The following is a 22,609-nucleotide window of genomic DNA, read 5'->3' on the forward strand; positions in this document are numbered from 1 at the left end:
CATCATCATTTAAATACGAACCGCTTCTGAATCATATAGTTATAAGTGACACCTATTACTACAGCGACTATAATTTTGGCCCAAACATAAGGCAATATTTTATAATTTACCAGTAGCCATATACCCACTGCATTGAGGATCATATTACCTCCCCACACCAGGATATATTTTACTGCCTGTAAGCTGATGGCATTATTCCGCTTTTCAAAAACCCATTGTCTGTTCACAAAAAAGTTGGTTACCCCTCCGGCTACGTTACCGGTTATATTGGCACTGATGTACCACACTCCTATTACCTGCGTAAGCAGGATGGCAATCAGAAAATCTACACCTGTAGCAGCCAGTGATGAGGCCTGCGCCTTTATAAATTTCACTGGCATTACAAAAGGTTAAAATAAAATATCAATTGTAATACCAGGTTTGCATAGATACCTGCTATTACATCATCCACCATGACACCCCATCCTCCGGGGAGCGCTTCCGTACGCCTGATACCCAATGGTTTAAGGATATCGAAGAAGCGAAAAAGTACCAGTCCCGTTAGTACATATTTAACATTCACCGGCAGAAACAAGAGGCTTACGCACATCCCTGCCACTTCATCTATCACTACTTTTTTATCATCCTTACCCCAGTAAGGTTCAACTATGTTGCCAGACCACACTCCCAGTAAGGTGATGATAACTGTAAAAAGTACCGGTCCGTATGCCGGTATATGACTGTCAGCCAGCACCAGGTACCAGCAAAGTGCTGCTACCGCAGCAGCAACTGTTCCGCCGCCTTTGCCAATGTACCCGATGCCAAGACTGGTAGCAATCATTTTATGTATTCTGATCATCCGTAACTAAAATTTCTTCTTCGTAGTAGTCCAGTCCCAGATGGGTGATAAGATCTTCTCCCATCAGGTAGCGGAGCGTATTCTGCAATTTGGCAAGTTGTTTAAAAATATCATGCTCAGGGCGCAGTCCCGGTGCTGTTTGCGGTGATTTAAAGTAAAACGATAACCATTCCTGTATACCGCTCATGCCCGCACGCTTGGCAAAATCCATGAATAATGCCAGGTCAAGGACGATAGGTGCAGCCAGGATAGAATCACGGCACAGGAAATTTACTTTAATCTGCATTTTATACCCTAACCAGCCAAAGATATCAATGTTATCCCAACTCTCCTTATTGTCCTTACGCGGAGGATAGTAATTAATCCTGATTTTATGATAAAGATCCCCGTATAAATCCGGTGCCAGATCAGGCTGCAGGATATCTTCCAGCACACCCAGCTTGGAAACTTCTTTGGTTTTAAAATTCTCAGGATCATCCAGTACCCAACCGTCACGGTTACCCAGAATATTCGTAGAGAACCAACCTTCAAGTCCCAACGCACGTGCCTGTATGCCAGGTGCCAGGATAGTTTTCATCAATGTTTGTCCTGTTTTAAAGTCTTTTCCGCCTATGGGGGTGGCAGTTTTCTTTGCCAACTCAGTTAATGCCGGGATATCACAAGTCAGGTTGGGCGCCCCGTTGGCAAAAGGAATACCCATGCTGATAGCCGCATATGCGTATATCATACTGGGAGCGATACGGGCATCGTTGTCTTTCAATCCCTGTTCAAACTTTTCAAGGGATGAATGCACATCTGCCGTTTGATGATAAATTTCAGTAGAACCACACCATACCAGTACGATTCTATCACAACCATTTTTCTCTTTAAAATTTCTGATGTCAGCTTTCACAGCTTCTGCCAGGTCATAACGTGTTTTAAAGTCTTTTACGTGTGTGCCATCCAGATTCTTAACAAAACTTTTGTCAAAAGCTGCTTTCATGGGAACAATAGCTTCCAGCTCAGTGCGAACGGATTCTATAAGAAACCTGTCCAGCACTTCTGCTTTTACCGCAGCAGTGTACACATTATCCTCATAAACATCCCATCCTCCAAATACCAGGTCATTCAAATTGGCCAGTGGTACAAAATCTTTGATAAAGGGGTTTCTGTTTTCAGTTCTTTTTCCTAAACGTATATTACCCATCTGGGTAACGGAACCTACTGGTTTTGAGAGGCCTTTTTTAATAGCTTCTACTCCTGCGATAAATGTGGTGGCAACGGCACCAAGTCCCGGCATCAGAATGCCGAGCTTACCAGTTGCTTCATTGATTTGGTGTTTCATGCTTGCTTTGTTTGTTTCTAAAACCATTTATTTTCTTTGTACCAGTTAAGCGTTTCCTTCATGCCCGTTTCGAGGTTATAGTTGGGGTTAAAACCAAGATCGCGCCTGATCTGCTCAATATTGCAGTTCCAGCTTTGGGCATTGAGTTCACGCAGTTTTTCATTATTAAGCAGCGGAATTCCCCTGCTTACCTTCTCCGATACCGTGGCAAAGAGCTTTACCAGTGGTGTGGGAATGTGGATTCGTAACATATTTACGCCAAGAGAGCGCTTAAAGATGTTTGCAAGTGCATAACGGTCATAACTATTCCCGTCAGACACGTTGTAACCGGTATGAATGGGCGGTGCTGTAAGTGCCAGAATAACAGCATCTGCCAGGTCTTTTACATAAACAAAACTCAATTGTTGCGGTGTACGTCCCACATGAATTTCCATCCCCCTCTTAAATGTTTTGAACAATACGAACAGATCCCTTTCCAGCGGACCATATACTGCAGTGGGCCGCAGTACTACCCAGGGAAGGTCTTTCTGCCCTGCCAGCAATTCTTCTGCCAACAGCTTGCTCTGACCATACATGGTAATGGGGTTGGCATTTGCCCCATCCGGTATCGGCCAGGTAGCATTATAAGACACCGGGCCGAGTGCGGCAAGACTGCTGATGAATACAAACTTTTCCAGCGGTATGTCTGCTGCTCTGGCAGCTTTTGCCAGATTCAGAGTATATACCGCATTCAAGGTTTTATACTCCTCTTCAGAATTTGCCCTTGTTACCCCCGCAGCATGAACGATATAACTGTACTGATATTCCTCCAGGAGTTTGCACAAACTGTCTGTGTCCGTATAATCGGGAATAACATATTTGAGGTTAAAATGTTGCAACTGGGAGATCTTACTGGAAGATCTGATAGCTGCATGCACCTCCATACCGGCATTTAAAGCCGCCGATATCAAATGATATCCTATAAATCCACTGGCACCGGTAATCAGAATTCTTGGTTTCATAAAGCTTTTTCGTAGATCCTGTAACGCTTATAAGGATCGGCATTGATTTTAAGCAGCGCTCTGTTCATGAGGTCATTATGTTCCAGTATCCAGGATGCTTCTGCATACAGGAAGCCTCTTTCCCGGCTCCGCTGAATCAGCTCTCCATAGAAACAAGCTTCTATCCCCATCTTCCGGTAAGGTTCCAGTACTCCCAATGCGATTACACGCACCGTATCAATCTTTTTCTTATTGAAGAGCAGTTTGAATATACCGGTAGGCAATAAACGCCCCCGTTTGATTGTTTTAAAGATCTGGTTCATATCCGGCACACAGAGTGCAAACCCGATGGCTTTGCCATCCAGCTCTGCTACCAGACAAAACTCATCGTCCAGCACCATCTTCAGATCTTTAGCCAGATAATTGAACTCCTTTTCAGTCATCGGAACAAAACCCAGGTTTTCATCCCAGGCATTGTTGTAAACCTCATGAAGCATCTTTACCTCTTCTTTGAATTTTTTCAGGTTTACCTTACGGATCGTAATGTTTCTCTTTTCAAGTCTTTCCTTTAACAGCGGCATCATCCGGTAAGGCTTGTCATCCAGTGAGGCCACCACGATCTTATAAGCCAGTAATGTTACTTTTTCCCTCAGTCCTGCATTTTCCAGCAGCTCTATATAATATGGACGGTTATAAGTCATCATGATGACCGGCGCACTGTCAAAGCCTTGTATCAGCAGTCCACATGTTTCGTTAGTAGAGAAGTTAACCGGGCCTATGATCGTTTTTAATCCGTGATCTTTCAGCCAGTGTTCTGCTACGTCCAGCAAAGCATTACTTACTTCCAGATCATTGACGCAGTCGAAAAAGCCAAAGAAGCCGTCGGCCGCATTATTAAATGCATTATGATTATTATTTTTTATAGCTGCGATCCTGCCTACAATCATATCATTGCGAAAAGCCAGGAAAAGCTGTACTACTGAATGTTCATGAAATGGATGTTTCTTCCATGACAACATATCACGCTGTGCAATGAACAGTTCCGGTACATAGTTCGCATCATAGCGGTACAATTCGTGGGGAAAATCAATAAACAATTGCAGGTCTTTTTTGGAGATAACACGTTGTACCCGCAGAACGTTGCTTAATAAAGCCTTTTTTGCGACTGGCGTCTTTAATGTCTCTATCATATTTTAACCTTTAATGGGATCCCTGCCTGTGTAAAGGCTTCCGATAGTTTTTCCACCGCTGTTTCTATCTGGCTGAATGTATGTGTAGCCATTAATGAGAATCTGATCAGTGTTGCGTCCGGAGATACTGCCGGAGGCACTACAGGATTTACAAACACCCCTTCATCCAGCAGATTACGCGTAATATGAAATACCTGTTCTTCATTTCTGATATAAATAGGAATGATTGGTGTTTCTGATACATCTCCGGTATCAAATCCATATTCCTGTAATAATGTGCGGGCATAATGGGTGTTATCCCAAAGCCTTCTGATATGTTCCGGTTCGGTAGTCATGATTTCAAGCGCTGCAATTACACTTGCCGCAGATGCAGGTGTCATGCTGGCGCTGAAGATCAGCGAACGTGCCGTATGTTTGAGGTGTTCGATCATATCACCGTCGCCGGCAATAAAACCTCCCAGGGAAGCGAGAGACTTACTAAAGGTTCCCATGATAAGGTCTACCTTATCTGTGAGCCCGAAATGAGATGCGGTACCCGCTCCCTGATGTCCGATTACACCCAGCCCATGGGCATCATCCACCATAATATTTGCCCCATAGCTATCTGCAAGAGATACGATTTCCGGTAAGCGGACAATATCTCCTTCCATACTAAATACGCCGTCTACTGCTATTAACCGGATAGATGATTGTGGTAAGGCCTGTAATTTTGCTTCCAGGTCGTCCATATTATTATGGCGGTACTTAATCACTTTTGAAAAAGACAAACGACTGCCATCTATAATAGATGCGTGGTCCAGTTCGTCCAGCAGGATATAATCATTGCGGCCGGTAATGCTGGATAGTACACCCAGGTTAGCCTGGAAACCGGTACTGAATACGATTGCCGATTCCTTACCTACAAACTGTGCCAGTTTGTGTTCCAGTTCCAGGTGAAGGTCCAGTGTTCCGTTCAGAAATCTCGAACCGGCACAACCGGTGCCATATTTTTCAATTGCTTTGATGGCCGCTTCTTTCACCTTCGGGTGGCTTGTCAATCCCAGGTAGGAATTGGAGCCAAACATCAATACTTTCTTTCCATTAATCATTACCTCAGTATCCTGACAGGATGAGATAGGTCTGAAATACGGATAAATCCCCTTTTCTTTGGTGCTATTCACCCTGGCTAGACCGGCCATTTTCGAACGTAACATTTTGCTCATCTCATAAATCTTAAAGACATAACACTGCCTGAACAAGTTCGGGCTTGAAACATAAACACATATAATTTTGAGGTATGAGCCGACGTCATGATATACGGCAACAGTCCTGCAAAAACACAGTGTCAATAATATAATTGTCAGTATGCGAGTTGTAGATTAAGCAGTTCACTAGTCGCGACGCTTAACAGCTTGTGAGTTGTGGTTTAAGCAATTAAATTCGGTGGTCCAAACAGCTTAGAGTTGTAGCTTTAAGTAAAGACAGGAAGGGTTTTTTGCCCATTTCCTGACTATGGCACGAAATTAGTCAAAAAATACTATACAGATGAAATAAAATCTAAATAGACAACAAAAGATTACAGATGTATAACAATTGCCTCTAAACTTCATATTACATAAAGCATTGTTACATAATGCAATTAAACTATTTGTAATTAAATGAGTCCAATATTAGTACGCCACAAAAACCTATAATTATGCAATTCCGCTATTTTTTACCGACACTGCTGGTAACACTGCTGTTGTCTGTATATGTAAATGCGCAGGACACATCCGACCAGGATTCTACCGGCCTGCCAGGGGATAACTTCAGCCTTCAGGGTGCACTCGAAATGTTTAAACAGTCGGCCTCCCCTGAGGCATTCGAAAAAGCACTTAATTCAGAAGAAAATAAGGTGAATAACCTGGATCTGAATAATGATGGTAACATCGATTATATCAGGGTGATTAATAAAAAGGAAGATGATGTGCAGGTATTTGTTCTACAGGCCGTAGTCTCAGAGAATGAAAATCAGGACATTGCAGTGATAGAACTGCAGAAAACCAGCGATGAAAATGCTGTGATCCAGATAGAAGGAGATAAAGATATTTATGGGGAAACAAAGATTGCAGAACCAGCTCCGGAAGCCGACAATGCTTTTAACTACTCGCCCGCTACTCATGGTCCTTCTGCTTCTTTTGGCACCGGGATTATTGTAAATGTATGGTTCTGGCCCTGCGTAAGGTTCGTATATGCACCTTCTTATGTAATATGGGCTTCTCCCTGGGGCTGGCACTCACACCCTGTATGGTGGCGCCCCTGGAGACCAATGCCATGGTACGCATACCGTCCCCATTACCACTATTATAATACCAGATATGTATTCGTGAATACCCGCAGAATTGCTCCTGCGCGTGTGATGTATCGCCCTATGCGTACCTCTTCCGTTACTGTGATCAACCGTAACAGGGTAGTGGTAAATAATTACCGGGTGAACCGCGTAAATAATGGTGGAAGAAATTATCAGCCGTCAAGAGTTACTAACTCCGGAGGCAGAACTTACCAACCCTCCAGGGTGAATAACGGTGGTGGAAGCTACCAACCTTCCAGGGTATCCAACGGTAACACAGGTGGCAGAACCTATCAGCCGGCAAGAACCAATAATGGCGGCAGAAGCTACCAACCTTCTAACTCAGGGGGAAGAAGTTCCCAGGGAACAAGATCAGGAAGTAGAAATGGTGGTGGAAGATCGTCCGGAGCAAGAAGCAGAAACTAATTTATTATTTGTTATTGATCATTAAATACACTGCATCTGCCTGTTTAGTTTGTTAATTTAGCTTTGGGATAAGGCTTTAGATTAGATCTTTATTATACTTCACCTAATCATCACGGCAGATAAAGGTGTATTTAATGAATCAATAACAATGATGCTTCCCTTTATTCTACTTTTTTGCTGCCCAGCTAATAGCATTTCTGAAGAGTGTAACATATGCTGCATTGCTGAAAAGATCTGGTGAGTGACCCATGAAAATATAAATGTTACGTGCTTTATAATGTGGATTAGTCCATATAACCGGATGATCACCCATCTTCTTTTCAGAAGCAGGTACGTAAGATGATTCATCTACATTCGCAATTACATGAACATTGGCCCGTGGGCTTTTATCATACGTATACCACTCTTCTGTTTTTATGGAAAATGAATGAGGCACTCCACGCATTACCGGATGTATTGTATCTTCTACACGCACCTTTCCCCCGGCAAAACCGGGTATATAATCTTTCCACCGGATATCTCCCATAAACTGATGGAACCATTCCCACATCGGATAACCATCAAATTCCCCTAACAGAGTTGCATGATGAAAACCGATCCATCCTCCCCTGCCTTCCGCTATATATTTTTCAAAAGCCTTTACTGCTTTTTCTTTCCATCCATAAGGTGCATAGTCTAACTGAATGAAGAGTTGATATTTACTTAAAAAAGCATCGTCAATACTATCTGTGTATTGGATATAGTCAATAGCAAATCCACTATCTGCTGCCAGTTGATCCAGCCATACTTTTGCTGCTTTTGAATAAGCTACATGATGACCGCCATTCTCGTACAATGCCAGTACACGGAATCGCGGCTTTGCAGTATTAAAGGAGAGTAACAGAGTAGCAATGGCTACCAGCAATAAAGTATTCTTTCCCATATTATTCCCAATGTATGAAAATATTATGCTTTCTTAGCTTTGCCCAAACCTACTTTAAATTTGTCCGGAGTGCCAGACACCTTGATGTTCATGAAACGTACCTTTTTATCTTTATCGCGGTATTCAATAGCATCTACCTGGTCAGGATCAACTTCTTCCTGCTTTTTACCAAAGAGTGATTTGAAACCGACCTGTGTAACCAGTTTCAAAGGAATTCTCAGATAATATTCCATACTCATATCCATATATTGTTTACCAGAGATCTCAATGAATCCAAGTGAGGAGTTGATATTCATGGTAGGGATTTCAAGCACCCCATTTTTTAAAGTCAGCTTATTCCGTAAAGTATCAAAGCGCACGTTGCGCAGGTTTTTATCTTTGAAATAACCGGCCATTGCCTGCATAGGTGCAAAGTCGATAAGGCTGCCGTTATAGATATGTACATCTAACTGCGCTTCTGAATCATTGATGATAGGTGTAAGGTCCGGATGCACCAGTAAACGGCTTTTTATTTGTCCGCTTAAACGGCCTTTTATATTTTTATTGATGGTTAGATCCTGTCCGAAGTTGTCCAGTTTAAGCATCATCTTTTCAATGTTCACATCTTCTACGCGAATGCGGCTCCTGAAATAGATTTTCTTTGGATTACTACCGTTGAAATGCCCCCGCATTCCTATCCTGCCCTCTGCTACATTCATACCCAGGGTATCAATATACAAATGCTGATCTGCCTGCATACGCATGCTTGTAGTAATGTTTTTCAACCACAGTTTATGATATTTCACCTTCCCTATATTTACTTTAGCTGTGAAAGCAGTAAAAGGAATGGAGAAGATATTGAATGCTTTAGAATGTGAGGAATCGGTTACACGAACAACAGCAGGTTGTACCAGTGGAGCTTCAGGTGTTGGTGTATTACTGAAACTATAATTGGTGAGCTCATCCACATCCAGGAACTTCGAAGTAAACTGTAAAAAGTTCGCCTTTTTCCGCTGTGTAGTATCTTTCCCTGTGAACAGCCGCATGCTGAGATCGAAATCGCTGCGTCCTATTTTACCGGTCAGAGTATCTACAGCAATGAATTTATTAGCCCCGTATTTTATAGTGCCTTTGATGCTGTCCAGTTTGATAGGATGTACTTTTAAAGCACCGGAGATATTAGCGATATGCAGTTTTGCAAATCTGAATACAGAATCGTACTTCATATCCATCTTAGCACGCAGCCAGAGGCCACTGCCTACTTCATGCTGATAATCTGCCGGGATGAATTGTCTTGACCGGTTACTAAGCAGATCATTCATGGCCAGATGGTCCGACTTAAGATCAAATGCTACCTGCGTTCTTCCTCTCATAACCTTGTCAAACCATAACTGGTAGTGGATCACCCTGGCGCTTAACCGCAGGTCACTGCTGTCTATCTTGCCTCCGAAATTTTTAAGTAATAATGCGGTATCATTGATAGTAAGATCTGCTCCAAAATCATGGAAGGCATGTGGATAAATCTTAAAGCCTGCATATAATTTTTCCATGTGGAATTTACCCTTTGGCAAAGGTGCAGGGTGTAGTAACTGCTGTACGGAAGTTTCAAGGGAAAGTCCGATATTAAATCCATTAATCTCTTCTTTCACTTTAGCCGCCATAGTGGTATCAAAGGCAAGCAGCTCTTTCAGTATCATCTTATTACTCCGGGCATTCAATGTAATGGTCACCGGCTTCTGATGCTGGTGGAACAACGCAGGGAGATCACTCAGGGCGCCATTCATGAAGAAGTCCGAATTGCCAAATTTGCAGGCCAGCGAATCCAGCGTAACACTGCCATTCTTCATATTGGCGTGCAGATCCAGGTTACGTACAATATGCGGATAACCGGGAATGCGGAAGGTAAGGTCTTTTACGGTCAGCTCACTCTGGATCCCCTCTTTTAGTTTTGACATAGATGCTTCCGGCAAACTGAGATCCACCATTTCCTTAAAATCCATTTTAAGGCTGATATGACCAGTAATACGTTCCAGGTCTTTGATTCCCAGGAAGGCTCCTATGAATTCCAGCTCCAGTTCAGAGTCTATCTGCATAATGATTTTCGGATCTGTAAAATCACGCATTACAAAATTGCCCTTAAAAGTCCCTTTGTCGGGGCGGGCATTCATATTCAGCAAATGCAGTTCTGATGTTTTCAGGGAATGAGCAGCCCCGTTTGTATAGTATCCTTTAAATTCAAGCTGGTCTAGTTTTTTGTTGGCATCTTTATTCAGGAACCAGGCATCTTCACAACCAAAAGAAAAAGCAATTTGTGGCAGCTGCCCACCTGCAAATTTACCTTTTATAGTACCATTGAAGTAGATACGGCCATCGTAATTGAAGCGTTTCAGCTCATCTCCCACAGATTGAGGAGCAAAGGCAAAAAGCAGGTTCAGGTCGGGCCTGTCGCCAGTCACCCTCAGATCGACCATATCACCATGCAGAAGATCTGCTGTACCCCATACTTTCAGGGTGGCAGCTTCTATCTTTAGCTGGCTGGGAGAAATGGTCAGGAATTGTTTTTCTGTATTGTAGGAGACTTTTATATTGGCTTCCAGTTTTTTATGACGGAATAATACAGTATCTGAAGGGCTGCTTACATCTACTATAAATCCGCCGTGTAGTGTGCCATTAATCTCTTTATCATCAGCATGTAAGGCTGTTTTTATCTTGTCGATATGTGTAGAGAGGCGTTGTCCATTTGTCCGATCATAAAAAGAAATGTCCATGTTCTTCAATACGATCTTCTTCACATCCAGGGCCAGGCTTCCGGAAGAACTCTCTGTGGTGGCCAGGGTATCCTGTTTAATCCTGTTGGCTTCTACCAGGTTCAGATTACCATTCAGTTCCCGCACCATGTCCAGATGACCATTTTTAAGGAAAAGCACCTTTACATTATACTTTTCCCTTAACACATCCGGCAGGCTGAATCCCACATACAAGCGTTCCATCTCATAAAGTGGGCGTCCCTTCCGCTGTTTATTTGCATAAAAGCGTACATTTCGCAATCCTATAGATACGTATGGAAAGTTCTGAAAAGGAGAGATTTCACTACCTTCAATTACCAGTTCGCCGGGAAGCTGTTTATTTAACTCACTGACAGCCATATTAGTAAGTCGCTGTTGCTGGGTATAGAGAATCACAACACCAATCACTCCCAGTAATAAAACTATCGATACCAGTATAAAAAATATCCGGAATATCCTTTTTCTTGTCTGCTTCATAATGCCCTTCAGGTAATAATGCAAATTTAGATACAACCTATATAAAATAAAAATTATCCTATATATGAATGTATCAGTAAAAAGTACCATAATAACGACAATAATCACCACCACCCCTACTTGATTTACCCTAATTTTGGAGAATCAACAATAAGAAAGGAAATGGCCCGCGCTACAATACCGGTTTATGATATCTGTACCATCGATAAAAATGGTCCGGCGCAGGATCTGATGATAGAACGCTTTGGCGGGTACCTGGAAAAACACTACCAGGCGCTGCATCATGCCCACCGCCATTCTTTTTATCACCTGGTACTGTTCACTCAGGGTAGTGGTACACATACTATTGATTTTGTGAAGTTTGATGTGCGTCCTTACCAGATCTATTTTATGGCACCGGGACAGGTACATAGCTGGGACTTCAGAGGAAATACCGATGGCTATATCATTCATTTCTCTGCAGATTTCTTTCGGCCATTTCTTTTAAACCCGTCTTACCTGGAACAGTTCAGTTTTTTCAGTGGGATCAGCGGACAGTGTGTATGCCAGTTAACAAAAGATATCCGTGAGGAAATAGTAAGGATTTTTGAAGCGCTGCTGAAAGAACAGAATAAAGATATGATCCGCCTGCGGTTGCTGGAAATGTTCATTACGGTAGAAAAACATACTACCCATAACGAACATAATCATCTGCCTCAGCATACTACTACCCTGCTGAAAAGTTTTCAGCAACTGATCAATCAGTACTACCGAACCATGCGGTTGCCGAAAGAATATGCAGAGTTGTTATACATCACTCCCAATCATTTAAATGCATTATGCAGGGAATTGCTAGGGAAAACAGCCGGAGATGTGATCCGTGAAAGGGTATTGCTGGAAGCCAAACGTTTACTGACAAACGCAGGCATGAGTGTTCTTGAAATAGCCTATGAACTTAGCTTCAAGGACAACTCTTACTTTACCAGGTTCTTTAAAAACTATGAAGGGATAACTCCCGAAGAGTTCAGGAAAAAATTTATTCATCTATAAATTACTATTACCATGTGTGCCGAAAAAACAGGAAAAAGACCTAACCTAGTATTAAGTGTGTTGCAAAATAAATGCCCTGCCTGCCGGCAGGGGAAGCTATATAAAAGTGACAATGCATATAACCTGAAACACTTCACAGAAATGAATGAGCATTGCCCTGTATGTGGAGAAGATCTTGAAAGAGAAATTGGTTTTTATTATGGTACCGGTTATGTAAGTTATGCATTGACCATTGCTTTCAGCGTGGCTACATTTATTGCCTGGTGGGTGATTATCGGATTTTCTCTCTACGATAACCGTATGTTCTGGTGGCTGGGTATTAATGCAGTACTGCTTGTGGCGTTGCAACCACCAATTATGCGTGTGTCAAGAACCATATGGCTGGCATTCTTTGTCAGGTATAAACCAGAACGACTTGCGGCCTCTGCCACTCAACACAGAACAGTATAGTGTATCATTGTGCAACTAATTCTACAAATACAAGCCGGAAAGCCCTTTTTCCGGCTTTACTGAATACGGGGTTTATTCTTCCATGTTCTTCAGTAATTTCTTCAGATTAATACCTCTTCCCAATACCGGTTTGAAAATATCGCCCTCCCGTTTAATCCGTTCAAGCGCATTTTTAATTGTAAAGTCCTTCATCTGTAATCCCTTTTTCACTTCCTCCCAATGTAGAGGCATTGAAACAGTAGCTCCCGGTTTGGGCCGCAATGAATAAGGAGCAGCTAATGTTGCCAGAGCTCGGTTTTGCAGATAGTCTATATACAATTTCCCTTTCCTGTTGCGCGTCATTCGTTCAATACTGGTAAACTTTGGCAACAGTTCATGTACTTGTACCGCTATCAGTTTTGCAAACAACTGACTTTGATCATAAGTGTATTTGGCACCTAATGGAATATAGATATGAATACCGGTAGATCCTGATGTTTTGACGTAGCCTTTTACCCCCAATTCATCCAGCACCTTCTTTACGGTTTGTGCAGTCTCAATTACCTGTTCAAAAGTATTTCCTTTATCAGGATCCAGATCGATCACGCACCAGTCAGGATAATCGGGATTGTGTATAGTACTGCTCCAGGGATTCATTTCTATGGCTCCCAGATTGGCCATGTAAAGCAAACTTGCCTCATCCTGTGGTACCATGAAATTCTTATCCTCTCCGTTCGTATGATATGGAAATTTCTGAATCCAGTCGGGCGACTTGTTCGTTACATCTTTCTGATAAAAACTATGCCCTTTGATACCATTCGGAAAGCGATTCAGCGATTGCGGACGATCTGCCAGGTAAGGAAGGATATATGGTGCTACCTGGTAATAATAGTTTAGCATATCACGCTTGGTATACTTCTCATCCGGCCAGTAAATTTTGCTAAGATTCGTAAAGGTCAACTGATGACCATTCACTGTTTTAACCTGTGTTTCTTCTGTAGGATTAAGTAATGATTTCCTGCCACCGGATGCAACGGGTTTTAATAACTTCTGTTTTTTCACGGGCAATACTTCACTTGTTTCCACCGCAGTTTCTGCTACTACAGATTTAGCAGGTTTATCATCTCTCATACCTTCAAAACTGGGATGTCTCATAACACCGTCGGTTGTTATTTCTGCATAACTTACTTCACAAACTAATTTCGGTTTTAACCAGGTAACAGTTGCATGGGGAGGATCGGGGCGGAAACGGGAAGGCTTATTTACATCCGGGATTTCTTTAAAGGGAGAAGCTTTGACTATTAATGGCTTAAACTGTGCCATCATCTCCTTTTGCTGTTTTGCGTTAAAGCCGGTTCCAATCTTGCCTGTATATAACAGTTTATCACTTTGATATACACCTACAAGAAGGGAACTGAAAGGTTTGGAAGATGATTCATTATTGGTAAAGCCGCCAATCACTACCTCATGCCGTTTATTGGATTTGATTTTCAGCCAGCTCCTGGTACGGTCACCTTCTACATAGATACTATCTGCTTTCTTCGCTATTATCCCCTCCATACCCAACTTACCGGCTGCTGCAAGGAACTCAGTTGCAGTACTGTTGAAAGTATCGCTAAAGCGGATGATATCGTTCTCCGGGAGGATTGACCTGAGAATAGTTCTGCGTTCTGTTAATGGCAGCTGTTTTAGGTTATGACCATCTAACCAGAGGATGTCAAATACATAGTAAATCAGTTCTCCGTCTGCTTCACTCCGCCAGTTCTGTAAGGAACCGAAATTTGCAATGCCCTTCTCATTCAGAACACAGATCTCTCCGTCTACTATTGCATTAATTCCCCAGTCTGATACCGCCTTATAAACAGGATAAAACTTATCATTGAAGGATTTGTTATTGCGGGAAAGCAGTTCCACTTTCCCTTTGTTACTAAGTGTAATGGCACGGTAACCATCCCATTTCACTTCGAATAACCAGCCGGGTTCATCAAACGGTTTATCGATTAGTGTGGCCAGCATTGGCTTTATTGTTTTAGGGAAGGCTGCTCTGGGAGCGTTCGAAAGATCAGTAGTTTTAGCCGGGGCCTTCTTTGCCGCCCGTTTTGCCGCAACCTTCTTAGTCGTCCCGGGTTGTATGGTAGTCTTCCCATAAACATTCACAGGATGCTTTTCCATCTGCAAAATAGTTTTCCTGCTGATGACCGATTTATCTTTCCGCGTAATATCTGTCTCCTTTGCATACTTATCACGATGTTTGATTAACAACCAGGCATTTTCATCCTTCCCATTCTTCAGTTTTACAAGCGCAAACTCTCCTTTCAGTTTAGTACCATGCAGGTTTATTTTCAAAGAGCCGGCACGCAACTGTTTCATCAGTGCTTTCTCATCCTTCTTCTTATCACCCGACGGTTCTAAAGGTGTGAATGTACCTTCATCCCAAACGATCACTGTACCGGCACCATAATTACCTTTCGGGATAATTCCTTCAAAGCTGCGGTAATCAAATGGATGATCTTCTACCATCATTGCCAGTCGTTTATCCTGTGGATTTAAAGAGGGACCTTTGGGTACTGCCCAGCTCTTTAATACACCTTCCATCTCCAGGCGAAAGTCATAATGAAGTCTTGTAGCATCATGTTTCTGTACTACAAATCTGAGTTCGCCGGAAACGGCTTTTCCGCCGGTAGGCTCCGGCGTATCATTGAACGATCTCTTCTTTTTGTAAGTTGCAAGTCCCATACTATATTAGCACTAATACTCGTGCCAATTTTGTTTATAAATTCTGCTATTTTTGTTTTTACGCATACCCGACGAGCCCATCCCATTTCCAATTTTACATTTATTCAAATATTGCATAACTTACAGTCATTCTGTACATTAGATAGTTCCAATACCTCAATAACGATATAACTGAAAGAATGAAAAAAGCAAGATTTATCCTTATTCTTATTCTGTTTACACAAGCTTTATCTGCACAAAAGTCCACACAAAAGATAGTTGTAAATGAATTTGCTGCAATAGACAAAAAAGCACTCGAACTGCCAGACTCTTTAACAAAAACTGCAGACGGTATTGCCGGCTACATAACGGCAAACTTTAAAAGTGATAAGGATAAGTCAAGGGCAATATTCATTTGGGTAGCCTCCAATATTCAGTATGACATAGAGAATATGTTCGCCATCAACTTCTACGAAAAAAAAGAAGAAAAGATCTCAAAACCATTAAGAACAAGAAAAGGTATTTGTGAAAACTATGCCGCATTGTTTAATGATATCTGTTCAAAATCCGGCATAAAATCTTATGTAATTGAGGGATATACAAAACAGAATGGTTTCACAGATTATATACCGCATGCATGGTGTGCTGCGCTAATAGATACTTCCTGGTATATGTTTGATCCTACCTGGGGTTCAGGATATGTGAATGGAGGAAAGTTTTTTAAGAAAATCAATAACAGCTACTTCAAGGTAAGTCCGGTTATACTTATTAAATCTCATATCCCCTTCGACTATCTCTGGCAATTCCTGAATTATCCAATTACCAATCAGGAGTTCTACGAAGGAAAAACTCAACAGAATTTGTCCCACCCTTACTTTAACTATATTGATACGCTTCAATTATATGAAAAGCAAAACTATATAGAACAATTAGTTGCTTCCGGATACAGGGTTGAGAAGAATGGTGTTAAAAATTCTATGGTGTTTGACAGATTACAGCATATTAAGTTAGAGATTGAGAATGACAGGCAAAATAAAATTGTCCGCATCTATAATGCTGCTGGTGCGGATTATAACGAAGGGGTTAACTATTATAATGACTTTATTAATTACAGGAATAAGCAGTTTATACCTAAGAAAGAAGATCCTGAAATTCAGCAAATGATTGATGCAGCGGATAACAAGTTGAAAATAGCGAAGACTAAGCTGGCACAGATTCAGAATCCGGATGCCAATATAACAGCGATGATTACACAACTGAATAAGTCTATCAGTGATATTGCTGTTCATGTAACTGAGCAACAGGCATGGTTAAATCTGTATTTAAGCAAAGGTAAGTCGGGAAGGAAGTCGATGTTCTATGACAGGAAAGTAACCTGGTTTGGCATTCCTATGAATTGAGTTAATACGTGTTCTTTTTCACCGGAGCCCTTAAATGGAGCCTGGATAAACTTCTGTTTAAGCAATAATTCTTAAAAACCAGGGCGACTAAATTTAGTCGCCCTGATTTGTTATGCCTCAATATTTAACATCCCTTCTAAACCTTTCAATTTATCAGGATCCAATATGGTGTTGATCTGCAAGATCTTCGAATCTGCAAATGAAATATTAAATACCTGGCAAACATAAAGTTTATCGTTCTTATAATAAAGAAACGCCGGCTGATGATTGATCCACTTAAATACAATATTAAAGGTCGTTTGATAACGATGATAGATCATTGTAACCAGTTCTGCGGTATCAACAGCACCAAGACAAATCTCTTTCACCAGACTCACCTTACCTCCGCCATCAGCATAGAAGGCAATGTCCTGAGACAACATGCTTTCCAGCTTTTGGGTATCCCGTTTACGAATGGCTTCGATATAGTTTTCGAGCAACACAGCAGCATGGGCATTCTGCTCAATTGTGCGGGAAGCTGCTGCCGGTTTAAAAAGCTTGGCCTTACTTCTGCTTAATAACTTGCGGGAATGCTCCTCTGTGACAGACAACACTTCGGCAATTTCCTGATGCGAATAATCAAAACTTTCCTTGAGGATAAAGACCGCCCTTTCTGTCGCATTTAACTTTTCCAGTAACAGCATCAGAGAATACGACAGGATATCCTTGAGATGGAGATTCTTATCCGCCTCATCATCCGTAGCAACAGGCTCCGGCAGCCATACGTCTGACTGCCGGGCGATTCTTTTATTCCTGTTTTTAGTATTGATAGCATGATTGATCACACTTTTGATCAGGTAGTTTTTCTCATTCTCAATGCCTTCTTTATTGACAGCAAAGTGATTAGACATTACTTCCTGCACCGCATCCCGGGCATCTTCCACTGCGCCTAAAATATTGTACGCATATGGGAATAGAATCTTTTGATATGCTTCCATGTATCTAAATTATGCAAACTGCCCTACCTTATAAGTACCAGGCACTATTTTGAACGTGATGTTGAGCTTATTCCAGCTATTAACAGTCACGATTGCCAGTGTTAAATCTGCGATCTCCTGTTTGGAAAATAAAGGTGTCAGCGCATCGAATATACTGTCTGCTACATGACCCTTTATTACCGCTTCAGCAAATGCCAGTCCGGCTCTTTCCTTATCTGTGTAATATGGGGTTTCTTCCCATGCAGCAAGAGAATATAAGCGCTGTTCTGTTTCTCCTGCGTGAATAGCATCTTTATGATGCATATCCAGGCAAAATGCACATCCATTGATCTGCGATACCCTGTAAGTTACTAATTCTACCAATTTAGGATCTAATCCTGATTTTTTAAGGTAAGCTCCTGTTTTAAATAGTCCGTCAAAAAAAGCCGGTGTTATCTCTTCGTGGGCAATTCTCTGTTTCATTTTTATTGATTTTGTAATTGAAGAATATTTTTATCCCTAAGAAGACAAACCAGCGTTTTAAAACGTGACCAGATTCTCAATCTTTTTTCAAAATGAATTGAAAATAATTGATAATCAATCACTTTTATTTAAACCACCAGAAAACAGAAATTCATCTGACTGATATAACTTACATTCGATTAAATATTTATATATTTCGGAGAGATTGTACCTATGAATGACTGGCCAACATTACCCAAACCTGCTATCAAAACAGGCAAACTACTGATATGTATATTGTTACTGTGGCAAACGGCTTTACCGCAGAAACATACCAATACTCCACCTCATATCATAGATAGCCTGCTGAGAGCCATTAAAAGAGCACCCTCTGATGCCTCCCGTGCAGAATTAATGATCCTGCTCGCTAAAAAGTTGCCAGCCAGAGACAGCCTGCTGTCAGTAAACTATTTCGAACAGGCTATCGATATTTATAACCGCAAAAAAAGTAAGATCGGCGTAGCCCGCACCTATTTCTCCATTGGTAGCTGGTATAATAATTCCGATAATCTTGAAGAAGCAGAGAGGTACTTCCTCCAGGCAAAAGATGTGCTGATAAAAGATACCTCAAAAGAAAGTCGCCGGTTACTGGCGATGACTAAAATAAATCTGGCTACTCTATTGGGAAATCAGGGACGTACTGAACAACAGGTAGAACAATATCTGCAATCCATTCCCCTGCTGGAAAAACTTGATGCACCAGATATCCTGGGTAATACCTACGATAATTTAGGCAATATTTTTTTTAATAAAGCACAATACAAAACTGCTGTTACTTATTATCGCAAGAGTGTAGAGACTTATAAAGATTCGCCGCTTTATAGTTATCACATTGCCAGAAGACATTTGAGTCTGGCCAGTTGTATGTATTACATGGACAGCCTGCCGCAGATGGAAAAATACCTGGTAAATGCAAAGAGGAAACTGGATCTAACAGGGGCAGATTCCATTGACCTTTGGGCTAATTATTATGAATACCGCGGACAGCTGGATGTAAAAAACCAACTGTATTACCATGCTACTTCCATGTTTAATAACGGTCTTTCCATTGCCCGGCGCTATCACTATAGTCATGCTATCTGCAACAACCTTTACTCACTGGCAAAACTATACGTAAGGCTGGGGCAATATGACCAGGCAATGGAGCTGATGAAAGAATATGCGGCGCTATCCCTGACCCTTAAAGACTTTCCATTCCGGTTACATGCCCTGGATCTGATGGCCGACATCGCTTACAAACAGCATAACACGGATGAAGCTTATGACTTTCTCAGAAAGTATCTCACACTATCTGATAGTTTGCAGGAAAAAGATGTGACACAAAAATTGCATGAACTGGAAGCCAGGTATCAGTCCTCAGAAAAAGAGAATCGTATTCTGCAGCTGCAGCATGAAAATGAAAGGCAGGAATTTGCATTGCAGAAGAACCGTTTATTATTAGCGCTGATGGGGGTAATCATGGTATCACTTGTGATAGTAGCCTCCTTAAGTTACCAGTTCTACCGCAATGGACGCAAGCTCCTTGAACAACAGCAAAAGCTGCACGCTTTTGAAGTAGAGCGCATCCGGCAGGAACACCAGATATCGCTCTTATCCGCCATGCTCGAAGGACAGGAACAGGAACGCACAAGGCTCGCACGCGATCTGCACGATGGCCTCGGCGGATTGCTTTCAGGTATCAAACTGGAACTTTCTACCATCTCTCCTGCGCAGAAAGTATCCCGCATAAAAATACTGGTGGACAATACCATGCAACGCCTGGACGAAGCGATGGATGAACTGCGCCGCATTGCCCGCAGCATGATGCCGGAGATCCTGATTAAATACGGACTGGGAGAAGCCACTGTTGAATATTGCCGCGGACTGAAAAAAACCGGTGTAAAAAATGTGGTATGCCAGGTGTTCAACTTTCAGACTACAATGGAACATGCCAGGCAGGTGGTACTGTACCGCATTATGCAGGAACTGGTTAATAATGCCGTAAAACATGCAGATGCAGAACAGATCCTGGTATTGCTTCAGCAAACAGGTGATACACTTTTCCTCACCGTAGAAGATGACGGTAAAGGATTTGATGTAGAAGCAGGCAGCAGGCTGAAAGGAGCCGGGCTAACCAATATCCAGGCCCGTGTGGATTTCCTGGGAGGAAAAATAGATATACAATCAGAAACAGGTACAGGTACTACCATTATAATTGAATGTACAATATGATCAAGGTAATTGTTGTAGAAGACCACCCTATCATGGTGGAAGGGTTGAAAAATATACTACGCACTGATGACGGCATTTCCCTGAATGGGGATTATGGCGATGGAAAAAGCGTGTTACTTGCACTTGATAAGGAGCAGCCGGATGTAATTCTGATGGATGTAAACCTGCCGGATGTGAGTGGAATTAACTTGTGTAAAGAGATCAAAAAGAAATATGAAGATATAAAGATCATTGCGCTGAGCATTCATGATGAACATCCTGTTATCCATAGCATGTTACAGAACGGTGCCAGCGGATATGTACTGAAGAATGCACTTGGCACAGAAATCATTCATGCAATCTACGCTATCATGGATGGCGAACAATATTTATGCAGCAGCACGCAGCAGGCATTGAAAAATGCAGATCAGGAATTGCTGAAAGCCATTCCACGCATCACCCGCAGAGAGAAAGAAATATTACATCTGATAGGAAAAGGACTAACGACCATGCAGATAGCAGAACAATTATTCATCAGCACACATACGGTAGAAAGTCATCGTAAAAATCTGATGGAAAAATTTGGTGTGAATAACACAACTTCGGTTGTAAAACTGGCCACTGAATATAAGTTGCTATAACATAGCTTCTTTTTCAAGCTGTTGTAATCTGTCAACATCATTAACAGCTATCGTTTTACCCGCAACAGCAATCACGTTCTCCTGGATCAGCTCACTCATTACCCGGAAGGCTGTTTCATAAGTAGTACCGGTATAGGAAGCAAGATCCTGCCGGCTTAATGTCATATTGATCGAACCATCTTCACTGCATCCAAATTTATTCCTTAATAACAGCAATGCATGTGCAATACGGCCCTTCACCGACATATGTACCAGGTTACGGGTATTCTTTTCAGAATCCTGTAGTTCACGGGCATAAAACATCATGAGTTCATAGAGGAAAGCATGATTGACTTTAACTGATGCCTGGAAAAACTCCAGATCAATGAAGCAGAGCGTTACCGGTTCCAGAGCAGTAGCAGATACGGGGTACACCATCTCGCTCCCTACCCCCCTATGTCCTACAATATCTCCTGCCTGGGCGAAGCGTACAATCAGTTCCTTCTCTTCACCCCAGTGTTTATGTACTTTTACTTTACCCGTGTAGATAAAATAGATTCCGTTTACCGGTTCTCCCTCCCGGAACAGTAGCTGTCCCTTTTTCAGAGTAAGATTCTTTCTGTTTGCTTTTACAGCAGGAAGCCATTCTTTTATACATAACCTGCATAACATACAAGTGTGCAGATCGCAATCGTGCTTATCTTTCTTCATTCCTTTTTATTAATTCCTGTACTGTTCCGGTCAGATCACGCAAACTGACCACTTCCCCGATTACAATTACTGCCGGATTAGCCATACCGGCATATTGTGATTTAAATACAATATCATTTACTGTACCTGTTACCATCTTTTCCCTTTCAGTTGTGCTATCCTGTATAATGGCTACCGGCAAGTTACTTTTGCCATGCCTGGTAAATATTTCCATGATGGCTTCCAGGCGACTCATTGCCATTAATATAATAACAGTCGCAGAAGATTGGGCTGCCAGTTCAAGATCGGCAGAGATCCCCCCGGTAAGCGTAGTACCGGTCGTTACCCAGAAGCTCTCCGTAATACCACGGCTGGTAAGCGGGATCATCTGGCCGGCAGGGGCCGCCAATGCACTTGAAATACCCGGGATTACCTGTACCGGGATTCCTGCTGCCCTTGCGGCAGCAATTTCCTCTCCCGCCCGTCCAAATACAAAAGGATCCCCTCCTTTTAACCTCACCACATGCCCATGTGACAAAGCATACTCTACAATGAGGTGATTGATTTCCTGCTGAGATAATGAATGACAACCATAACGTTTGCCAACAAATTTCAATACTGCACCTGGTTTGGCATATTTTAACAACGCCTCATTTACCAGGGCATCATACAGAATCACATCCGCCTCCCGGAGCGTATTTACCGCTTTCAGGGTAATTAATTCCGGATCACCTGGCCCGGCACCTACCAAAGATAAATATGCCATATGAATATTATAAAAATAATTATATGATATGAATTGTTTAAATCACTATAAAAATAGAATAC

At 42.0% G+C, this 22,609-nt stretch carries 19 protein-coding genes; 6 read left to right on the top strand and 13 right to left on the bottom strand.

Annotated features, from left to right (window positions below; translation table 11 throughout):
- Window positions 1-5: 5 nt before the first annotated feature.
- The 6 genes from BM176_RS17105 to BM176_RS17130 are packed head-to-tail and all read right to left on the bottom strand — an operon-like array spanning window position 6 to window position 5,534.
- The gene (locus BM176_RS17105) at window positions 6-380 is read right to left on the bottom strand and encodes a GtrA family protein (protein ID WP_090105239.1); all 375 of its coding nucleotides are present in this window, start codon (window positions 378-380) and stop codon (window positions 6-8) included.
- Window positions 380-838, bottom strand: a complete 459-nt coding sequence (locus BM176_RS17110; RefSeq protein WP_090105241.1) for a phosphatidylglycerophosphatase A family protein — start codon at window positions 836-838, stop codon at window positions 380-382. Before BM176_RS17110 ends, BM176_RS17105 begins: the two co-directional genes overlap by 1 nt.
- Entirely contained in the window at window positions 822-2,162 is a 1,341-nt protein-coding gene (locus BM176_RS17115; RefSeq protein WP_090106107.1) for an inositol-3-phosphate synthase, read from the bottom strand. The genes BM176_RS17110 and BM176_RS17115 overlap by 17 nt, the downstream gene beginning before the upstream one ends.
- Before the next feature lie 17 nt (window positions 2,163-2,179).
- Window positions 2,180-3,163: an NAD-dependent epimerase/dehydratase family protein gene (locus BM176_RS17120; RefSeq protein WP_090105244.1), complete on the bottom strand. Its 984-nt coding sequence runs from the start codon at window positions 3,161-3,163 to the stop codon at window positions 2,180-2,182.
- Window positions 3,160-4,332 (bottom strand): GNAT family N-acetyltransferase, encoded by a 1,173-nt coding sequence (locus BM176_RS17125; protein ID WP_090105246.1) that lies wholly within the window; start codon window positions 4,330-4,332, stop codon window positions 3,160-3,162. The genes BM176_RS17120 and BM176_RS17125 overlap by 4 nt, the downstream gene beginning before the upstream one ends.
- Window positions 4,329-5,534, bottom strand: a complete 1,206-nt coding sequence (locus BM176_RS17130; protein WP_090105248.1) for a serine palmitoyltransferase — start codon at window positions 5,532-5,534, stop codon at window positions 4,329-4,331. Before BM176_RS17130 ends, BM176_RS17125 begins: the two co-directional genes overlap by 4 nt.
- Window positions 5,535-6,007: 473 nt before the next feature.
- Between BM176_RS17130 and BM176_RS17135 the strand changes: the two genes are divergently transcribed.
- Window positions 6,008-7,066 (top strand): hypothetical protein, encoded by a 1,059-nt coding sequence (locus BM176_RS17135; protein WP_090105250.1) that lies wholly within the window; start codon window positions 6,008-6,010, stop codon window positions 7,064-7,066.
- A gap of 166 nt (window positions 7,067-7,232) precedes the next feature.
- Here BM176_RS17135 and BM176_RS17140 read toward each other — a convergent pair whose 3' ends face one another.
- Window positions 7,233-7,988, bottom strand: coding sequence for a ThuA domain-containing protein (locus tag BM176_RS17140; RefSeq protein WP_090105251.1), 756 nt, complete (start codon window positions 7,986-7,988; stop codon window positions 7,233-7,235).
- Between the two features lie 23 nt (window positions 7,989-8,011).
- The gene (locus BM176_RS17145) at window positions 8,012-11,230 is read right to left on the bottom strand and encodes an AsmA-like C-terminal region-containing protein (RefSeq protein ID WP_255373532.1); all 3,219 of its coding nucleotides are present in this window, start codon (window positions 11,228-11,230) and stop codon (window positions 8,012-8,014) included.
- Window positions 11,231-11,392: 162 nt separating this feature from the next.
- Here BM176_RS17145 and BM176_RS17150 point away from each other — a divergent pair, with 162 nt between their 5' ends.
- Together BM176_RS17150 and BM176_RS17155 are read left to right on the top strand one after the other, a co-directional pair.
- Window positions 11,393-12,259: an AraC family transcriptional regulator gene (locus BM176_RS17150; protein ID WP_090105253.1), complete on the top strand. Its 867-nt coding sequence runs from the start codon at window positions 11,393-11,395 to the stop codon at window positions 12,257-12,259.
- A gap of 57 nt (window positions 12,260-12,316) precedes the next feature.
- Complete coding sequence (locus BM176_RS17155; RefSeq protein WP_255373533.1) at window positions 12,317-12,709, top strand: DUF983 domain-containing protein; 393 nt, start codon at window positions 12,317-12,319, stop codon at window positions 12,707-12,709.
- 72 nt (window positions 12,710-12,781) lie between these two features.
- Here BM176_RS17155 and ligD read toward each other — a convergent pair whose 3' ends face one another.
- Window positions 12,782-15,424 (bottom strand): DNA ligase D, encoded by a 2,643-nt coding sequence (gene ligD, locus BM176_RS17160; protein WP_090105257.1) that lies wholly within the window; start codon window positions 15,422-15,424, stop codon window positions 12,782-12,784.
- A gap of 179 nt (window positions 15,425-15,603) precedes the next feature.
- Here ligD and BM176_RS17165 point away from each other — a divergent pair, with 179 nt between their 5' ends.
- Entirely contained in the window at window positions 15,604-16,803 is a 1,200-nt protein-coding gene (locus BM176_RS17165) for a transglutaminase domain-containing protein (RefSeq protein WP_090105259.1), read from the top strand.
- Window positions 16,804-16,913: 110 nt separating this feature from the next.
- On the opposite strand, the gene BM176_RS17170 is transcribed toward BM176_RS17165, so the two are convergent.
- Both BM176_RS17170 and BM176_RS17175 read right to left on the bottom strand, forming a co-directional pair.
- Window positions 16,914-17,780, bottom strand: coding sequence for a sigma-70 family RNA polymerase sigma factor (locus BM176_RS17170; RefSeq protein ID WP_090105261.1), 867 nt, complete (start codon window positions 17,778-17,780; stop codon window positions 16,914-16,916).
- A gap of 9 nt (window positions 17,781-17,789) precedes the next feature.
- A complete protein-coding gene (locus tag BM176_RS17175) occupies window positions 17,790-18,242 on the bottom strand; it encodes a carboxymuconolactone decarboxylase family protein (protein WP_090105263.1) in 453 nt (150 codons plus the stop codon).
- 213 nt (window positions 18,243-18,455) lie between these two features.
- Here BM176_RS17175 and BM176_RS17180 point away from each other — a divergent pair, with 213 nt between their 5' ends.
- Together BM176_RS17180 and BM176_RS17185 are read left to right on the top strand one after the other, a co-directional pair.
- On the top strand, window positions 18,456-20,492 hold the full coding sequence (locus BM176_RS17180; RefSeq protein ID WP_090105265.1) for a tetratricopeptide repeat-containing sensor histidine kinase: 2,037 nt from the start codon (window positions 18,456-18,458) through the stop codon (window positions 20,490-20,492).
- Window positions 20,489-21,112 (top strand): response regulator transcription factor, encoded by a 624-nt coding sequence (locus BM176_RS17185; protein WP_090106109.1) that lies wholly within the window; start codon window positions 20,489-20,491, stop codon window positions 21,110-21,112. Before BM176_RS17180 ends, BM176_RS17185 begins: the two co-directional genes overlap by 4 nt.
- On the opposite strand, the gene BM176_RS17190 is transcribed toward BM176_RS17185, so the two are convergent.
- Complete coding sequence (locus BM176_RS17190; protein ID WP_090105267.1) at window positions 21,107-21,802, bottom strand: Crp/Fnr family transcriptional regulator; 696 nt, start codon at window positions 21,800-21,802, stop codon at window positions 21,107-21,109. The genes BM176_RS17185 and BM176_RS17190 overlap by 6 nt on opposite strands.
- Window positions 21,789-22,547, bottom strand: coding sequence for a uroporphyrinogen-III C-methyltransferase (gene cobA / locus BM176_RS17195; protein WP_090105270.1), 759 nt, complete (start codon window positions 22,545-22,547; stop codon window positions 21,789-21,791). The genes BM176_RS17190 and cobA overlap by 14 nt, the downstream gene beginning before the upstream one ends.
- Window positions 22,548-22,609: the final 62 nt, after the last annotated feature.

This window comes from Chitinophaga sp. CF118, assembly GCF_900112615.1.
Taxonomy (GTDB): domain Bacteria; phylum Bacteroidota; class Bacteroidia; order Chitinophagales; family Chitinophagaceae; genus Chitinophaga.